At 69.9% G+C, this 15,870-nt stretch carries 15 protein-coding genes and 1 pseudogene; 7 read left to right on the top strand and 9 right to left on the bottom strand.

Annotated elements, in window-relative coordinates:
- Positions 1-190: 190 nt before the first annotated feature.
- From ureB to P3X83_RS26270, 4 genes and pseudogenes are all read right to left on the bottom strand, one after another.
- Positions 191-493: pseudogene (gene ureB / locus P3X83_RS43360) on the bottom strand (urease subunit beta); the annotation flags it as partial.
- Positions 483-1,253 (bottom strand): hypothetical protein, encoded by a 771-nt coding sequence (locus P3X83_RS26280; RefSeq protein WP_277307887.1) that lies wholly within the window; start codon positions 1,251-1,253, stop codon positions 483-485. The gene P3X83_RS26280 and the pseudogene ureB, both read right to left, overlap by 11 nt.
- Complete coding sequence (locus P3X83_RS26275) at positions 1,234-1,539, bottom strand: urease subunit gamma (protein ID WP_277307886.1); 306 nt, start codon at positions 1,537-1,539, stop codon at positions 1,234-1,236. The genes P3X83_RS26280 and P3X83_RS26275 overlap by 20 nt, the downstream gene beginning before the upstream one ends.
- A gap of 21 nt (positions 1,540-1,560) precedes the next feature.
- The gene (locus P3X83_RS26270; RefSeq protein ID WP_277307885.1) at positions 1,561-2,514 is read right to left on the bottom strand and encodes an urea transporter; all 954 of its coding nucleotides are present in this window, start codon (positions 2,512-2,514) and stop codon (positions 1,561-1,563) included.
- Positions 2,515-2,766: 252 nt separating this feature from the next.
- On the opposite strand from P3X83_RS26270, the gene P3X83_RS26265 reads away from it, so the two are divergent.
- Positions 2,767-3,525, top strand: a complete 759-nt coding sequence (locus tag P3X83_RS26265; protein ID WP_277307884.1) for a class I SAM-dependent methyltransferase — start codon at positions 2,767-2,769, stop codon at positions 3,523-3,525.
- An 85-nt stretch (positions 3,526-3,610) separates the two neighbouring features.
- Positions 3,611-4,048, top strand: coding sequence for a response regulator (locus tag P3X83_RS26260; protein WP_277307883.1), 438 nt, complete (start codon positions 3,611-3,613; stop codon positions 4,046-4,048).
- A gap of 25 nt (positions 4,049-4,073) precedes the next feature.
- Here the strand turns inward: P3X83_RS26260 and P3X83_RS26255 are convergent, their stop codons facing one another.
- Together P3X83_RS26255 and P3X83_RS26250 are read right to left on the bottom strand one after the other, a co-directional pair.
- Positions 4,074-4,787 carry a DUF998 domain-containing protein gene (locus P3X83_RS26255; RefSeq protein ID WP_277307882.1) on the bottom strand — a complete coding sequence of 238 codons (714 nt, stop codon included), beginning with the start codon at positions 4,785-4,787 and terminating at the stop codon, positions 4,074-4,076.
- A 110-nt stretch (positions 4,788-4,897) separates the two neighbouring features.
- Positions 4,898-5,374 carry an ATP-binding protein gene (locus P3X83_RS26250; protein ID WP_277307881.1) on the bottom strand — a complete coding sequence of 159 codons (477 nt, stop codon included), beginning with the start codon at positions 5,372-5,374 and terminating at the stop codon, positions 4,898-4,900.
- Positions 5,375-5,656: 282 nt separating this feature from the next.
- On the opposite strand from P3X83_RS26250, the gene P3X83_RS26245 reads away from it, so the two are divergent.
- Together P3X83_RS26245 and P3X83_RS26240 are read left to right on the top strand one after the other, a co-directional pair.
- Positions 5,657-6,505: a helix-turn-helix transcriptional regulator gene (locus P3X83_RS26245; RefSeq protein WP_277307880.1), complete on the top strand. Its 849-nt coding sequence runs from the start codon at positions 5,657-5,659 to the stop codon at positions 6,503-6,505.
- A 2-nt stretch (positions 6,506-6,507) separates the two neighbouring features.
- On the top strand, positions 6,508-6,732 hold the full coding sequence (locus tag P3X83_RS26240; protein WP_277307879.1) for a DUF397 domain-containing protein: 225 nt from the start codon (positions 6,508-6,510) through the stop codon (positions 6,730-6,732).
- A 93-nt stretch (positions 6,733-6,825) separates the two neighbouring features.
- Here the strand turns inward: P3X83_RS26240 and P3X83_RS26235 are convergent, their stop codons facing one another.
- Both P3X83_RS26235 and P3X83_RS26230 read right to left on the bottom strand, forming a co-directional pair.
- A complete protein-coding gene (locus P3X83_RS26235) occupies positions 6,826-8,343 on the bottom strand; it encodes an amino acid permease (protein ID WP_277307878.1) in 1,518 nt (505 codons plus the stop codon).
- Between the two features lie 328 nt (positions 8,344-8,671).
- Entirely contained in the window at positions 8,672-10,045 is a 1,374-nt protein-coding gene (locus tag P3X83_RS26230) for an MATE family efflux transporter (RefSeq protein WP_277307877.1), read from the bottom strand.
- Between the two features lie 316 nt (positions 10,046-10,361).
- On the opposite strand from P3X83_RS26230, the gene dnaB reads away from it, so the two are divergent.
- From dnaB to trpS, 3 genes are all read left to right on the top strand, one after another.
- Positions 10,362-12,590, top strand: coding sequence for a replicative DNA helicase (gene dnaB, locus P3X83_RS26225; RefSeq protein WP_277307876.1), 2,229 nt, complete (start codon positions 10,362-10,364; stop codon positions 12,588-12,590).
- A gap of 247 nt (positions 12,591-12,837) precedes the next feature.
- Positions 12,838-13,866: an acyl-CoA desaturase gene (locus P3X83_RS26220; protein ID WP_346742751.1), complete on the top strand. Its 1,029-nt coding sequence runs from the start codon at positions 12,838-12,840 to the stop codon at positions 13,864-13,866.
- Between the two features lie 160 nt (positions 13,867-14,026).
- Positions 14,027-15,094, top strand: a complete 1,068-nt coding sequence (gene trpS, locus P3X83_RS26215) for a tryptophan--tRNA ligase (RefSeq protein WP_277307874.1) — start codon at positions 14,027-14,029, stop codon at positions 15,092-15,094.
- On the opposite strand, the gene P3X83_RS26210 is transcribed toward trpS, so the two are convergent.
- Entirely contained in the window at positions 15,051-15,824 is a 774-nt protein-coding gene (locus P3X83_RS26210) for a metallophosphoesterase (protein ID WP_277307873.1), read from the bottom strand. The genes trpS and P3X83_RS26210 overlap by 44 nt on opposite strands.
- Between the last annotated feature and the right edge of the window lie 46 nt (positions 15,825-15,870).

Raw genomic sequence — 15,870 nt, 5'->3', positions numbered from 1 at the left:
TCGCGGTCGACGCCTTCGTGCTCGGCGTTCTCGCACTTGGTGTCTTCGCACTCGGCGTCTTCGCGGCGGACGCCTTCGCGGCCGCGCCCTTCCCCTGGGCCGGGGTGATCTTGGCGGACGGCTCGGGCTTGTCGGTGAAGCCGTACTCCTTCATCCGGCGCAGCGCCTCGGTGCGGGCGTCCCTGGCCCGGATGCCGCCGTCCAGCAGGTTGTTGAACCCGATGATCCGCGTGCCGCCGCCGTACTCGACCAGCGTGACCCGGTGCGTGTCACCGGGCTCGATCCGGACGGCGGTGCCCGCAGGGATGTCCAGGTGCTTGCCGAACGCCTTCTCACGGTCGAAGGCGAGCGCACGGTTGGCCTCGAAGAAGTGGAAGTGGGAGCCTACCTGGATCGCCCGGTCTCCGGTGTTGCGCACGGTCAGAGTGACCGTGGGCCTGCCTGTGTTGATCTCGATGGGCTCGTTGGCGTACTGGATTCTGCTAACCGCCATGGTGATCCGCTCCCTCCGCGTGATGATGATGATCATGGTGGTGCCCGTGGCCGTGGACGGTCAGGCCGGCCGTGATCCCGTCCTCGCCGGTCAGCTCGAACAGGCGCTCGGCGGCGCTGACGCGTACCCGGATGAGCCGGGACAGGGCGGCGGGGCCGAGCAGCGGCCCGGCGTCCACGACCCCCGCCTCGGCGGGGATCGCCGGGCGCACGAACGAGGCGGGCAGCACGGCGATCGACGTCGCGCCCAGCCGGTGGCACCGTTCCAGCCCGGCCGGGAGGTCGGGGTCGCCGCCGAGCAGGGCGACCTCCACCAGGCGGGCCCCGTCGCGGACCAGCCGCGCGACGCGGAACAGCTCCGCGTCGGCCTCGACCGTCGAGGCCGGGGCGACGATCAGCGCCGCGCGCCCCTCGACGGCGTTGTCCCTGGCGGCCGAGAGCAGCAGGCTCACCAGGTGCGACACCTCGGCCAGCGGCGCACTGAGCAGCAGTTCGCCTCGGTCGCGCCCGCGCCGGGCCCAGGCCAGCGTCTGGGCGGCGTCTCTGATCAGGTCGGGGTCGCGGCCCAGGGTCATCGGGACGACGGTGACCGGGCCCGGCGCGTCGAGCAGCGCCGCCAGCTCCCTGCCGGGGGCGGCGCGCGGCTCGGTGCCGGTCAGGGCGCGTCCCCGGCCGCTCTCGTGCCCGCCCACCAGGACGACGCGGCGTGTGCCCGGCTCGGTGCACCGGGCCGCCGTCATGTCATCCGCCGATCGGGTCATGGACGGAGACCAGCTTGGTGCCGTCCTTGAACGACGCCTCGATCTGCATGAGCTTGAGCATCTCCCGCACGCCGTCCATGACCTCGGCGGGTTTCACGATCTTCTTGCCCAGTTCCATGCAGTCGGCCACGGACTTGCCGTCGCGGGCGGCCTCCAGGATCGCGACGCTGATGAGCGAGACGGCCTCGCTGTAGTTCAGCTTCAGCCCGCGGTCGCGGCGTTTGGCGGCGATGTCGCAGACGACATAGATCATCAGCTTGTCGATCTCGCGTGGCGCGAGGTTCATGAGACGCTCCCTTGCTGCGACTTATGATGTGCGGTGGATCCGTGAGAGAACCGGCACCGCGGCCAGGAAGAACCAGGTGACCAGGACGAACGGCCAGGTCAGGGTGCTTCCCTGAAACGGCTCGAAGAAGTTGTTGAGCGCTGCGGTGAGCACGGTCGCCCCGATGGCCGCGAGGACCGCGTAGAGGACGCCCCAGGGGGTGACCGCGACGAACACCCCGGTCAGCGCCAGCCCGGCGAGCACCGCGTTGTAGCCGTACAGGCCCGCGCCGATGTCGGCGGCGGGGGCGCCGAGGATCCAGGCGACGATCATGCCGATGGCGCTGGAGACGAAGGCCGCGATGCCGGCCACCCGGCTGGCGACCAGCAGGCCGATCAGGAACGTCAGCCCGACGTACCACTTGCCCTGGAAGAAGACCTGGGCGATGCCGTTCAGCAGGCCCTGCCACACGTCGGTGAACGTCAGCGCCGTGCCGGGATGGCCCGCCGACGGCGGCGGCCCCATGATGTGCCCGCGCCACACCCGCTCGAACGATGGGGCGGCCACCACGAGCGCCGTCGTGACCGCGCAGAACGGCGCGGTGAGGGTCGCCACGTTGTACGGCGAGAGCATGGAGTTGAGCGCAGAGGTGACCACGGCGCCCATCACCGACGTCATGATCGTCAGTAGCACCGTGATCCAGCGCACGTCGAAGAAGAGCACCACGGCGACGCCGATCAGCGTGCCGTTGAACCCTTCGAGACCGAGCGTGATCCGGTCCCGGTTCGCGCCGAGGAACCACGCGGTCAGCGTGCTGACGAACGTGCCGAGCAGGGCGAACACGGCGAACTGCCAGCCCGCGAGCAGTAGCGCGAGCACGAACAGCAGCGCGGTCCAGTAACTGCTCTGAAAGTCGACCTGGGCGACGCCGCGCAGTGTCGCGAGCGGCAGGCCGGGCAGGCCGTTGCCGCGCTGGTCAGTGGATGTGGCCGACACCAGTCCGGGCTCCGATCGATGGCTGCGAGACCGACGGGCTGAATCCTCCCCGTGGATGCGACATCACAGTCCGTAGCGGACAATTTCGCGCGAATGTTTTACGAGCCGCATGAAGTGCGGTACTCGGTAACTCGCGGCATCTTCTCTTCACGCGAAGTTCATCTAGGAGCAGGCATACGAGAAGAATCCAGGCGGGAAACCACGGGAGACTGGCGGGGGAGGGGCCGAGCAGTCCGATGGCGGGGAGCCGGAGTGCAACGCAGAGTTGACTACGACCGACGGCAACACGAGGTCTACCCCACGGGCCGGGCGATGTCGCCCGAGGCCGTCGAGCGGTGGATGAGCGTCTTCCGTCGGCACGCACCACGACGCACCGGGACGGTGCTCGACCTCGGGTCGGGGATCGGGCGTTTCACCCCGGCGCTGGCGGAGACGTTCGGCGCGCTGGTCTACGGCGTCGAGCCGTCCGACCGGATGCGCGAGACGGCGGAGCTGTCCGCCGCCCACCCGAAGGTGGTGTATCTGCCGGGCAAGGCCGAGCGGATCCCGCTGCCGGGCGGGTCCTGCGACCTGGTGCTGTTGTATCTGGTCCTGCACCACGTGCGCGACCGGCCGTCGGCGGCGGCCGACATCTCCCGGGTGCTGGTGCCCGGAGGGCGGGTGCTGATCCGCGGGGCCTTCGCCGGGCGGATGCCGATGCTGCCCTGGCACCGCTACTTTCCCAGGGGCCGCGAGATCGAGGAGGAGCTGTTCCCCTCGCTGCCCGAGGTGCTGGACATGTTCGCCGTCCACGGCGTGCGCCGGATCGCCCTTGAGCGGGTACGGCAGCGCGTCGCGCCGAGCCTGGCCGCCTACGCCGAACGGCTGCGGCTGCGGCCCTACTCGACGTTCGAGCACCTGGACGACGAGGACACGGCCGCCGGTTTCGCCGCGCTGGAGGCCGACGTCGCCGCCGAGCGGGAGCCCGCTCCGGTGGAGGAGGAGTGCGACCTGCTCGTCCTTGGAAGCTGAGGCCAGGCGATCGTGAGTGGCGCGTGCGACGCGTGTTACGTCGGCGCAACCTTCACCAGGGCAGGATCTGCGGTGGAGGTTGACAATGCGCGTGCTGATTGTCGATGGTCACGAGGAACTGGCCGAGACCGTCGCCATCGGGCTGCGTCTGGAAGGCATGGCCGTGGACGTGGCTCTGGATGGCGACGGGGCGATGAGGTGGACCTCGCTCAACCCCTATGACGTCGTCATCCTCGATCTCGATCGGGATTCGCCCGACGACGCCGTGGGCACCGCGCTGGCGCTGGGTGACCACTCGGCGCGGGTGCTGACGCTGGTGGTGGCGGGGACGTCCGGCCAGGAGGGCCGGGCTCCCCGCGCCGACGACTGCCTGGCCAAGCCGTTCGCGTTCGCCGAGCTGGTGGCGCGGGTCAGGTCGCTGGGCGGCCGGGCGCCACGGCCGTTCCCGGCCGCGGACGCCCAGCCGTTGCGCCCGGCCGTGCCGCCCAGATGGTCGCCCGCCGCCAGCGGGTCGTCCTGCTGAGTCCCCGGCCCGCGGCGCCGGCCCGTCAGCGGCCGGCAGCGCGGTAGAGGCGCAGGGAGGTCACCGAGAGCCAGGTCCAGGCGATCAGGATCCCGGCGGTGAACGCCAGGTTCGCCCACACCGCGCCGCCGCCCGTGGCGACGCAGGCGAAGGCGAGCGCGAACAGGACGCCGGTGGTGCGCGACCAGGCGGCGGCGGCCGGACGGCCGTCGGCGGCCAGGCGGCGCGCGTGCACGAGGGTGGCCGCGATCAGCGCGGCGAAGCCGACGGCGCCGGCGGCGCCGGCGGCCAGGTGGAGCAGGCCGTGCGTGCTCACCGCCCCCGGGCCTTGCGGGGTGCCCGCCGGGAAGCCCATCGAGGGGTCGGCGGTGAAGACGGCGCTCGCCAGCAGGCCCAGGCCGTAACCGGCGACCAGGCGGGGGGTCCAGCGCGCGCCGGGGCCGCCGGCCAGGCCGCGGCGCATGCCGAGGGCGGCGGCGATGACGGCGAGCCCGGCGACCAGCAGGTTGGTGATCTGGATCCAGCCGAGGTCGCCGTTGGCGAGCAGGCTCCACGCGTGACGGGTGAGGTCGAAGCCCTCACGGGTGAGGGCCTGGGCCAGGGACACGGTGACGTAGAGGGGACCGGCGATGATCCCGTAGCCGAGCAGGGACCGGGTGACCCGGGTCCGGCGGTCGCAGGCGGGGACGGCGGTGGCGGTGTGAGCGGCGGTGTGAGCGGTGGCGGTGTGGGGGGTCATGGTGGGTCTCCTCGCGGGTCGCGGACGCTCCGTTGACCACACCTCGAACGGGAGCGCCCGGCTTCGACGACCCGGCGGAAACTCTTTCAGGAACTTCTTCGGTGACTTCCTCAGTGGCTCTCGGCGTGCTCCCCGCACGGATCGTCCGCCGGGCGGGCCACCGGTTCGGCGGGGGGCAGTCGCATCAGCGCCCACACCGTGCGGCCCCGCCCCGCCAGGCGGGCGCCCCAGGCGGCGGCGAGGGTGGACACCAGGCGCAGGCCCCGGCCCCCCAGGCCGTCCCAGTCGGCACGGCCGACGGTGGGGATCGTGGCGGCCCCCTCGTCGGCGACCTCGACCCGCACGAGTCCGTCGGCCTCGCCGATGAGCACCACCTCCATCCGGCCGCCCGGCCGCCCGGACGCGGTGTGCCGGACCGCGTTGGCGGCGAGCTCGGTCACCACGAGCAGCGTGTCGTCCACTTCGGTCCAGCCGTCGGTCTCCAGCACCAGCGCGGCCCAGTGGCGCACCACGGTCACGGCGCGGGCCGTCCCGGGGAGCGTCACCACCGCGATCGTGCTCGGCTTGGGTTCCCGGTAAGCCGCCATTCTCGGTCACTCCTCACGCTATTGGGGGGAGAGCACAGGTATTCAGGGTGGAAGACCAAAATGGAGGATTGGATGGCGGCTGCGCAGTCGTCCGTATGCTTTGTTCCGTAACCGATATCCAGCAAAAAGGGGACACTGACCGACTCCACGTGTGGTAGCTTTCGGCCTCGTGACCACGTCTGGATCTTCTGGACTGCAATATCTAATTTAGACCATCCGCTTTGTTCGCTCTTTCGAACTGCGGAATGCTCTGAACAACAAAGACGTAGTGTGAGGTGAATCATGGCCGATACCAGTCCTACCGTGAGACGCAGACGGCTCGCCGCCGAACTTCGACGGCTGCGCAAAGAGTCCGGTCTCACGGCGGAGGCCGTCGCTCGCCGGGTGGGGCTCGCGCAGTCATGGGTGAGCCGGGTCGAATCGGCACGACAGGGGATCCGCCACAATGACCTGAGGGCGCTTCTCGACATCTACGGCGTGCCCGAAGAACGACGGGACGAGCTCTCCGCGCTCGCCCAGCAATCCCGGCAACGCGGTTGGTGGCACTCCTTCTCCGACGCCGTTCCCGAATGGTTTCAGATCATGATCGGACTTGAGGCCGAAGCGCGGCGGCTGCGTTCATTCGACATGGAGCTGATACCGGGGTTACTGCAGACGCCGGACTACTACCGAAGTTACCTGCGTGGTCATCGCGCGGGCTTCGGTGAACCGGAGATCGACCGGATGATCGAGCTGCGCACGGCCCGGCAGGAGCGCATGCTACATAATCATTCCCTGGACCTGACCTTCATTGTCAACGAGGCGAGCCTGCGTCGTCTCGCGGCCACCACTTCGGTGTGCCACGCTCAGCTTGATCGCCTTGTGCAATTATCTGATAAGTCGCATATCAGTATTAATATCCTTCCGTTCAGCGCGGGGATGCACTCCAGCATGGACAGTGGTTTCGTGCTGCTGGGGTTCACACCGCCCGATCCCGACGTGGTGTACATCGAGAGCCAGTTGAACGGACTCTACTTGGAAGAACCGGCTCAGGTGGAAAGCTATGATTCTGTCTACGACAGCCTTCATGCGAAGTCTCTCACGAAAGAACAGACGCGGAATTTTCTGGTGAAGCTCGCCAAGGAAGTGTGACGATGGACAATGCCACCGAGGGCCCCGACGCCGAGTTGTCAACCGCCGCCTGGCGAAGGTCCAGCCGCAGCAACGCGGGCGGCAACTGCGTCGAGATCGCCAGGCTGAGCGGTGGCCGGGTCGCCCTTCGCGACAGCAAAGACGCCCGCGGGCCCGCGCTCGTGGTCGACGGCGAGGCGTTCGCCGGGCTGCTGGCCACGATCAAGGCCGACCGCCTCGATCCGTAGCGGGCTCCATCTGGCACGGTGGCATGAACGGCTCGCGCCCGGGGAGCACGTGGCTCCCCGGGCGCGAGGGGTCGGTCGAAGGTCGGCGGCGGGTCATCTGCGATGGCGGCCCTGGGCGTAGGCGCGGGCCCGGGGGTCCAGCATGCTGTGCGGGCGGCCGTAGACGAGATAGATGATCAGACCGAAGGCCATCCACGCGGCGAAGTACAGCCAGGTGACCACCTGCAGGTTCATCATCAGCCAGACCGAGGCCAGGACGGCCAGCGTCGGCACCGCCGGCGACAGCGGTACCCGGAACCCGCGCGGCAGGTCCGGCATGGTGCGGCGCATCACGATCACGCCCGCCGCCACGAACGTGAAGGCGAACACCGTCCCCATGACGGTGAGCTGTTCGAGGGTGAGGACGGGCACGGTCTCGGCGAGCACGATGGCGGTCCCGCCGATGATCATGGTGAGCCGCGACGGGGAGCGGTAGCGCCGGTTGATGCTGGCCAGGCCGCGGGGCAGCAGGCCGTCCCGGGCCACGGAGAAGACCACGCGTGTGAGCCCGACGATGAGCACCAGGATGACCGACGTCAGGCCGAGGAACGCGCCGATGTTGATGATGTGCGGCATGATGTCGGCGCCGACGTGCCGGAACGCCGCGCCGAGCGGGGAGCCCGGGTCGATCTGGTCGTAGGGGACCATGCCCACCATGACGACGGCCACGCCGATGTAGAGCACGGTGGCCAGCACCAGGCTGCGGATCACCCCGGTGGGGATGGTGCGGGGCGCGTCGGAGGTCTCCTCGGCGGCGGTCGCGACGATGTCCCAGCCGATGTAGGCGAAGGCGATGGCGGGCGCGGCGGCGAAGATGCCGAACCAGCCGAACGTCTGCGCCTCGCCGAAGAACGCTCCGATGACCGTCGAGTGCAGCAGGTCCACCTGTTCGGGCGCGGGCCCGAGCGGCGCGGGGATCTTGCCGTCGATGTTCGCCTGGTCGAAGTTGAGCGCTCCGACCACGATGACGGCGCCGATGGCCAGCAGCTTGGCGCCCACGAGGATGTAGAGCGCGCGCATGCCGACCCGGGCGCCGCCCGCGACGATCAGCGTGAGCAGTCCGATGATCACCAGCGTGGGCAGGTCGAAGCCCTCCGGCTTGCCGATCATCCACGCCACGCTGTCGGGGAAGCTCACCCCCAGGTCGGTGAGCGTCTGCGCGAAGTAGATCGACCAGACGCGGGACACCACCGCGATGGCCACCTGCATTTCGAGGATCAGCGCCCAGCCGATGATCCAGGCCCATACCTCGCCGAAGATGACATAGGTGTAGCTGTAGGCGCTTCCGGATACCGGCAGGGTGGAGGACAGCTCTCCGTAGCAGAGCGCGGACAGCAGCATGGTGATGCCCGCGATCAGGAAGGAGAGGATCACCCCCGGCCCCGCGGTCGTCGCGGCCTGCCGGCCCGCGATGCTGAAGATCCCGGCGCCGATCATGGCACCCAGGCCGAGCACGATCAGGTCGTTGCTCCGGTAGACGCGTGCCAGCTCGTGACGGGCTGTGGTGCGCAACCCCGAGGCCGCGTCCGCCGGGAGGCGGCGGAAGATCGACGTGGAGCGGTCTAGGGACACTACGGAACCATCCTCGGCGGCTTTCACGGGCACGGCCGGTTCGGTCGCGGGAGCGGGCATGCCGATGAGAGACACGGTCGAAGGACCGGCCTGTCGGCGCTGACCTGCGGTGCGGCTATCGCCTGCCGGGTAGGCGGGTCAGTGGCGTGCCTGTTCGTGCGGTGGCGACTCGGCTGTACTCGACAAACTCGGTTGAGAGTTTTGGTGGAGTTCGGTTGAGTTTTGACGGCCTTGCCCCATAGGCCGGACGCTCAACCATCTCCTGAACCGTTCGTCACCGACAAGGGGGCGAGTGTCACGTGGTCGTCAATTCATGGACACTGACCGATCACGCTCCGGTGATAAGCCACGCTCCGCCGCGCGCCCGCGCACCGAGCGTGATCAGGCGCGCGACCATCCACACCCCGAGGGACGCCCACAGCGCCACCAGCCCGCCGCCGGTTGCGACCACCACCAGGACGGCGGGCAGGTACGCCAGTGTCGTCCACACCCCGGCCCACGCCAGATACCGGCGGTCGCCCGCGCCGATCAGCACGCCGTCCAGGACGAAGACCACCCCGGCGATCGGCTGGAGCAGCGCGACCGGCCACAGGACGGCCAGCAGCGCCGCGGCCACCGCCGCGTCGGCGTCGAACACGCCGGGGACCAGCGGCCGGGACAGCAGCACCAGCAGGGCGCAGGCCACCCCGCACCACACCCCCCACCAGACCATCCGCCGGGTTGCGGCCCGGGTGCCCGCCACGTCGCCCGCGCCGAGGGCCCGGCCGGTGATGGCCTGCCCGGCGATGGCGATCGCGTCCAGCGCGAAGGCCAGGAACGACCAGATCTGGACGGCGATCGCGTGCGCGGCGATCTGCGCGTCGCCCATCCGGGTGGCCGCCATCGCGGCGACGATCATCACGATCCGCAGGCAGCCGGTGCGGACGATGAGGGCGACGCCCGCCGTGCCGGCGGCGCGGATGCCGGTCAGGTCGGGGCGTAGCGAGGCCCCGTGCCTGCGCGCCCCGCGTACGAGCACGGCGATGTAGACGGCCGCGCCGAGGACCTGCGCCAGCACGGTCCCCCAGGCCGAACCGGCGATGCCCCAGCCCAGGCCGAGCACGAACCACAGGTTGAGCACGGCGTTCAGCGCGAAGGAGCCGACCGAGACGGCGAGCGGGGTCACCGTGTCGGCGAGGCCGCGCAGCACCCCGGTGCCCGCCAGCACGATGAGCATGGCGGGCGCGCCGAACAGGCTGATCCGCAGGTAGGTGATCGCCGAGGCGGCCAGTTCCGGCGACGCGCCGAACACCGCCACGATCGCGGGCGCGGCGGGCCAGGCCACCGCGATCACCGCGACCCCGATCGCCCCGGCCAGCCACAGCCCGTCCACACCCTGCCTGACGCCCCGGGCCAGGTTCCCGGCCCCGGCCTGTCGCGCGACGGCCGCGGTGGTGCCGTAGGCGAGGAACACGCACAGGTTGACGAGCGTGGTGAGGGCGGCCCCGGCCACGCCCAGCGCGCCGAGCGCGGTCGTCCCCAGGCGTCCGACGATCGCGTAGTCGGCGAGCAGGAACATCGGCTCGGCGACCAGCGCGCCGAAGGCCGGAACGGCCAGGCGGAGGATTTCCCGGTCGTGCGCCCGCCGCGAGGCCCGGGAGGGTGGGGTTCCCGGAGGCTGAGAGGAGGGGGTGGACCGGGGGGATCCCGACGTAAGGGGCATATATCGATTTTGCCTATTACGTCTGGGTGATCTACGGCGACCCCCGCGTGTCGCGCCAACTTTCTTCCCTCCACAGGAGGTGGATGAAGTTTTCGCTGCTCAGCAAGGGTTCTGATGATCTGTGTATGAGTTATCCCCAGGCTCGTCCACAGGGTGTCCCCACCTATGGGGAAGAAGTGCACATGTTAGCCACACGTTAACCACAGGGTTATCCACAGGCCGCGTTGCCGTCCACGGCGACAGCCGCGAAACTGTCTCACCGGTCGACTAAAACGGGGGGTGGACCGACAGCTTCGGTTGCGAAGGGGGTGCCGCCGTGGACGTCGAGTCGGCGCCGGGTCTGGGGGCGGGGTTCGAACGAACTCCGCCGCACAACATCGAGGCCGAGCAGTCCGTGCTGGGCGGCATGCTGCTGTCCAAGGACGCCATCGCCGACGTGATCGAGGTCATCCGCTCCGACGACTTCTACCGTCCGGCCCATCAGATCATCTTCGAGGTCATCACCGACCTCTACGGCAGGGGCGAGCCCGCCGACTCCGTGATGATGATGGACGAGCTGCAAAAGCGCGGCGAGTTCGGGCGAGTCGGCGGCGGCGCGTATATCCACACCCTCACCGCGGTCGTGCCGACCGCGGCCAACGCGGGCTACTACGCCAAGATCGTACGCGAGCAGGCGATCCTGCGCCGCCTCATCGAGGCCGGCACCCGCATCGTCTCCTTCGGTTACGGCGGCCAGAACGAAGAGGTCGACGATCTGGTCGACCGTGCCCAGGCGGAGATCTACCGGGTCACCGAGCGGCGCACCTCCGAAGACTATCTGCCGCTCTCCGACATCATGCCCGGCGCGCTCGACGAGATCGAGGCGATCAGCAGCCGGGGCGGCCAGCTCGTCGGCGTCCCCACCGGCTTCCAGGACCTCGACGCCCTGACCAACGGCCTGCACCCCGGCCAGATGATCGTCGTCGCGGCCCGTCCCGCCATCGGCAAGGCGCTCGCGCTCGGCACCCCGCTGCCCACCCCCACCGGGTGGACCACCATGGGCGAGGTGCGCGCGGGCGATCTCCTGCTCGGCGCCGACGGCACGCCGGTCCGCGTCACCGCCACGACCGAGATCATGCACGGCCGTCCCTGCTACGAGCTGGAGTTCTGCGACGGCACCGTCCTGGTGGCCGACGCCCAGCACCAGTGGCCGCTTACGCCCGCGGTGCCCGGCGCCCCGCCCGAGGTGCTGACCACGGCCGAGATCGCGGCCGGGATGGCCGGGTCGGCCGGGGGGCGCTCACTGGCCGCGGCGCAACCAGCGCGGCTGCCGGAGCGCGAGCTGCCCGTCCCGCCGTACGCCATGGGCGCGTGGCTCGCCGGCGCGGGCGAGTCCGCCCCGCCCGACCCGGAGGTCGCCCTCGCCGTCGAGCACGACATCCCCACGGTCATGCCGGAGGGCGTCAGGCCCGGCCGCATCCCCGCCGCCTACCTGCGCGCCTCGGAGCGACAGCGCCGCGCCCTGCTGGCGGGCCTGCTCGACGTGCGCGGGCGGGTCGGGCCGTCCGGTGAGGTGACCCTCTCGCTCGCCGGGCGGGAGCTCGCCGACGACGCCCGCGAACTGATCCACAGCCTGGGCCACACCACCACCCCGGTCACCCCGGTCACCCCGCGCGCGGACCGCCACGCCCTCACTTTCACACCGGTGGACAAGGTCTTCCATCTCCCCCGCAAGCTGGCCGCGCAGGCCCACGGCGGCCGGCCGGCCCCGCACCGCGTCCGGGCCGTGCGGTCCGTCGCCTCCGTGCCGGTGCGCTGCGTCGAGGTCGACGCCCCCGGCCACCTCTACCTGGCGGGCCCGTCGTGGGTGCCCACCCACAACTCCACCCTCGGCCTCGACTTCGCCCGCTCGGCCGCGATCCGGCACCAGATGACGACCGTGGTGTTCTCGCTGGAAATGTCGCGCAACGAGATCACCATGCGGCTGCTGTCGGCGGAGGCCAGGGTCGCCCTGCACAACATGCGCTCGGGCAACATGGGTGACGAAGACTGGGCCAAGCTGGCCAAACGCATGGGCGAGGTGGCCGAGGCCCCGCTGTTCATCGACGACTCGCCGAACATGTCGATGATGGAGATCCGCGCCAAGTGCCGCCGCCTCAAACAGCGCCACGACCTCCGCTTCGTGATCGTCGACTACCTCCAGCTGATGAGCTCCCCGAAGAAGGTCGAGAGCCGCCAGCAAGAGGTCTCCGAGATCTCCCGTGCGCTGAAGCTCCTGGCCAAGGAGCTGGAGGTGCCGGTGATCGCCATCTCCCAGCTCAACCGTGGCCCCGAGCAGCGCACCGACAAACGCCCCCAGGTCAGCGACCTCCGCGAATCCGGATCTATTGAACAAGATGCCGACATGGTGATCCTGCTGCACCGTGAAGACGCCTATGAGCGTGAGTCGCCCCGGGCGGGGGAGGCCGACCTGATCGTGGCGAAGCACCGTAACGGGCCGACCGCCACGGTGACGGTGGCCTTCCAGGGGCATTACAGCAGGTTCGTGGATATGGCTACGCATTAGCCCTGTTCAGGGGCACTGACTGGTGATATGCCAGGCGTCATGGCACAGGTGGTTCTATTGCGCTTCTCGCTCGTGATGGTAGGCCGGGGGTAGGGCTGGCCCTACCTCGGGCCCGGGTGTGCCCGGTATGTCGTTTTTCGCGGTGCGTCTCGATACTTGTACGAGCGCGACAGGCTGGTGTCGGGCAGAGTTTCCTTAGACGTCAGTCAAAGGAACCAAGCGAAGGAGACCCGTGACCGGCTCAACTATGATCGACCCCCCCGATCGATCGGTGAGCGGGCGAGGCAGCGACTTCGCACGGCTCTCACGCCGGATCGCGGAGGCCGGGCTGCTGGAACCCCGCCCCGGCTACTACGTGGCGCGCTTCGGCCTGGTCGGCGGCCTCTACGTGGTCGGATGGGCCGCGTTGTTCCTGATCGCCGAGTCCTGGCTGGTGGTGATCGGGCTGGCCGTCGCGCTGGCGGTGGTCTTCGCCCAGGTGGCGCTGGTCGCGCACGACCTCGCGCACAAGCAGGTGTTCCGCAAGCGGCGGCCGACCGAGGTGGCCGGCCTGGTGGTCGGCAACCTGCTGATCGGCATGAGCTACGGCTGGTGGACCGACAAGCACACCCGGCACCACGCCAACCCCAACCACGAGGACCTCGACCCCGACGTCTCGCCCGACGTGCTGATCTGGTCGAAGGAGCAGGCGGAGAAGAGCAGCGGCCTGGCCAGGTTCATCGGCCGCAGGCAGGCGTACCTGTTCTTCCCGCTGCTGACCCTCGAAGGGCTGAACCTGCACGTGTCCAGCTTCCGCGCGCTGTTCCGGCCGTCGCTGAAGCGGCGCGGGCTTGAGGCCACGATGCTGATCGGTCACGTGGTGTTCGGCGTGGGTGCGGTGTTCCTGGCGCTGCCGCCGGCCGAGGGAGTGCTCTTCCTGCTGGTCCACCAGGCCGTCTTCGGCGTCTATCTGGGGTGCACGTTCGCGCCCAACCACAAGGGCATGCCGATGCTGCGCGGCGACGACCGGCCGGACTTCCTCCGCCGTCAGGTGCTGACCTCCCGCAACGTCACCGGCGGGCGGCTCGTGGACTACGCACTGGGCGGGCTCAACTACCAGATCGAGCACCACCTTTTCCCCAGCATGCCGACCCCGAACCTGCGCAAGGCCCGGCCCATCGTGCGGGAGTATTGCGCCGAGCTGAACATCGAGTACAGCGAGTGCGGGCTGATCAAGTCCTACTCGCGGGCGCTCGCGCACATGCACGCCATCGGCGAGCCGCTGCGCCGGGGCTGATCGCCTACACTTGTGCCCATGATCCGCGCGTCGAACTGGTGGTGGCCGTCCTAGGACGGTCACCTGACGCGCGAGCGATATCGGGCCGTCCTTCGGGCGGCCCTTCGTCGTTTCCGAAGGGGCTCCTCGAAGGCGGATGACCAGCGAGGAGACACGAGAGATGACCACCACCACGGGCGCGCGGCCCAGGATGCTGACCGGCGACCGCCCGACGGGGCGGCTCCACCTGGGCCACTACGTCGGCAGCATCGCCAACCGGTGCGCGTTGCAGCGCGACTACCAGAGCCATTTCATCATCGCCGACCTGCACATGCTCACCACCAAGAACACCCGCGAGGACATCGCGAACTCCGGCGCCAACGCGCGGGACATGGTGCTGGACTCCCTCGCCGCCGGGCTCGACCCCGAGCTGTCGGTGTTCTACCTGCAGTCGGCGATCCCTGAGGTGATGGAGATCAACACGCTGTTCCAGAACCTGGTCACGGTGCCCCGGCTGGAACGGGTGCCGAGCCTGAAGGAGATGGCCAGGGACGCGGGGAAGGAGGAGATGCCGTACGGCCTGCTGGGGTATCCGGTGCTCCAGGCGGCCGACATCCTGTGCGTGCGGGCGCACGCCGTACCGGTGGGGAAGGACAACGCGGCGCACGTCGAGGTGGCCAGGGAGATCGCCCGCCGGTTCAACAACCTGTACGGCGAGACCTTCCCGGTGCCCGAGCTGATCCCGGCCGAGGTGCCGTCGCTGGTCGGCACCGACGGCCGGGCCAAGATGAGCAAGAGCCTGGGCAACGCCATCTACCTGTCGGACTCCCCGGACGAGGTGCGGCGCAAGGTGCGCGGCATGTACACCGACCCCAACCGCACCAGGGCCGACGTCCCGGGCACCGTCGAGGGCAACCCGGTGTTCCACTACCACGACGCCTTCAACCCCGACACCGCCGAGGTGGACGACCTCAAGGAGCGCTACCGGACGGGGCGGGTGGGAGACGTGGAGGTGAAGACCCGGCTGGCCACGGCGATCAACGCGTTCCTGGACCCGATGCGCGAGCGGCGGGCCCGGTTCGAGGGCGAACCGGGCCTGGTGGATCGGCTGATCGTGGAGGGCACCGAGGCCACCCGCGCGGCGGTGCGGGCGACCGTGCGCGACATGCGCCGGGCCATGGGGCTGGACGCGGTCTACGCCTCGTTCACCTCGGCTGCGCAGCGGGGAAGACGGGCCGTGAGTGCGTGATCAGGCGCCCGCCGTCGGGCTCGAACACGTGCAGGGAGTACGCCGGGGGCAGGTCGTAGGAAAGGGGCACCCGCAGGTTGGTCTCGGTGGGCAGCAGCGCGGTCGAGATCACGCCGGGCGCCACCCGCACCGGGAGCCCGGCGAAGTTGGCGGAGGCGGCGGTGTGCGCGTGGCCGACCAGCAGCGCCGCCACCGAACGGTTGCGGCGCAGCAGCAGCCGGGCCAGGCGTTCCGGCTCGCGCAGCGCGATCTCGTCTACGTAGGGGATGCCGAGCGGGACCGGAGGGTGGTGCATGCCCACGAACACGGGCGTGTCGCTGGTCTCCAGGATGTCGTCGAGCCAGGTCAGGGTGGCGTCGTCCAGGTAGCCCTCGGGGCGGCCCGGGATGCTGGAGTCGCACAGCGCGATGGTGGCGTCGGGCAGGCGGAGCACCTGGTTGACCGGCAGGCCCTCGGCGGCGGTCTCCTCGCCGAGCAGCACTTTGCGGAACTCGGGCCGCGCGTCGTGGTTGCCGGGGCACACGATCATCGGGTAGGGCAGCGGTTTCAGCAGGTCGCGGGCTATTTCGTACTCTTCGGCGGCGCCGTGGTCGGCGATGTCGCCGGTCACGACCACGGCGTCAACGGAGCCGGGCAGCGCGGCGAGGTGGCGGACCACCGCCTCGGCGCGCTGGACGCTCTCCTCGGAACCGCCGATGTGGATGTCGCTCACGTGTGCCAGAGTCAGCATGAGCACAGCGTATCGACGGTGATCGGGGCGAGCCGGTGAACGTGTC

Origin of the sequence: Spongiactinospora sp. TRM90649, assembly GCF_029382225.1 — a bacterium.
In the GTDB taxonomy this organism is placed as follows: Bacteria; Actinomycetota; Actinomycetes; order Streptosporangiales; family Streptosporangiaceae; genus Spongiactinospora.
Note: the sequence above shows the minus strand (reverse complement) of the source record. Positions and strands in the feature narration are given on the sequence as shown.

Bases quoted from the DNA above. Each gene is read 5' to 3' on its own strand.
- P3X83_RS26280 (WP_277307887.1), bottom strand. From the start codon at position 1,253: ATGACCCGATCGGCGGATGACATGACGGCGGCCCGGTGCACCGAGCCG.
- P3X83_RS26275 (WP_277307886.1), bottom strand. From the start codon at position 1,539: ATGAACCTCGCGCCACGCGAGATCGACAAGCTGATGATCTATGTCGTC.
- P3X83_RS26260 (WP_277307883.1), top strand. From the start codon at position 3,611: ATGCGCGTGCTGATTGTCGATGGTCACGAGGAACTGGCCGAGACCGTC.
- P3X83_RS26255 (WP_277307882.1), bottom strand. From the start codon at position 4,787: ATGACCCCCCACACCGCCACCGCTCACACCGCCGCTCACACCGCCACC.
- P3X83_RS26250 (WP_277307881.1), bottom strand. From the start codon at position 5,374: ATGGCGGCTTACCGGGAACCCAAGCCGAGCACGATCGCGGTGGTGACG.
- P3X83_RS26245 (WP_277307880.1), top strand. From the start codon at position 5,657: ATGGCCGATACCAGTCCTACCGTGAGACGCAGACGGCTCGCCGCCGAA.
- P3X83_RS26240 (WP_277307879.1), top strand. From the start codon at position 6,508: ATGGACAATGCCACCGAGGGCCCCGACGCCGAGTTGTCAACCGCCGCC.
- P3X83_RS26230 (WP_277307877.1), bottom strand. From the start codon at position 10,045: ATGCCCCTTACGTCGGGATCCCCCCGGTCCACCCCCTCCTCTCAGCCT.
- P3X83_RS26220 (WP_346742751.1), top strand. From the start codon at position 12,838: ATGATCGACCCCCCCGATCGATCGGTGAGCGGGCGAGGCAGCGACTTC.
- trpS (WP_277307874.1), top strand. From the start codon at position 14,027: ATGACCACCACCACGGGCGCGCGGCCCAGGATGCTGACCGGCGACCGC.
- P3X83_RS26210 (WP_277307873.1), bottom strand. From the start codon at position 15,824: ATGCTGACTCTGGCACACGTGAGCGACATCCACATCGGCGGTTCCGAG.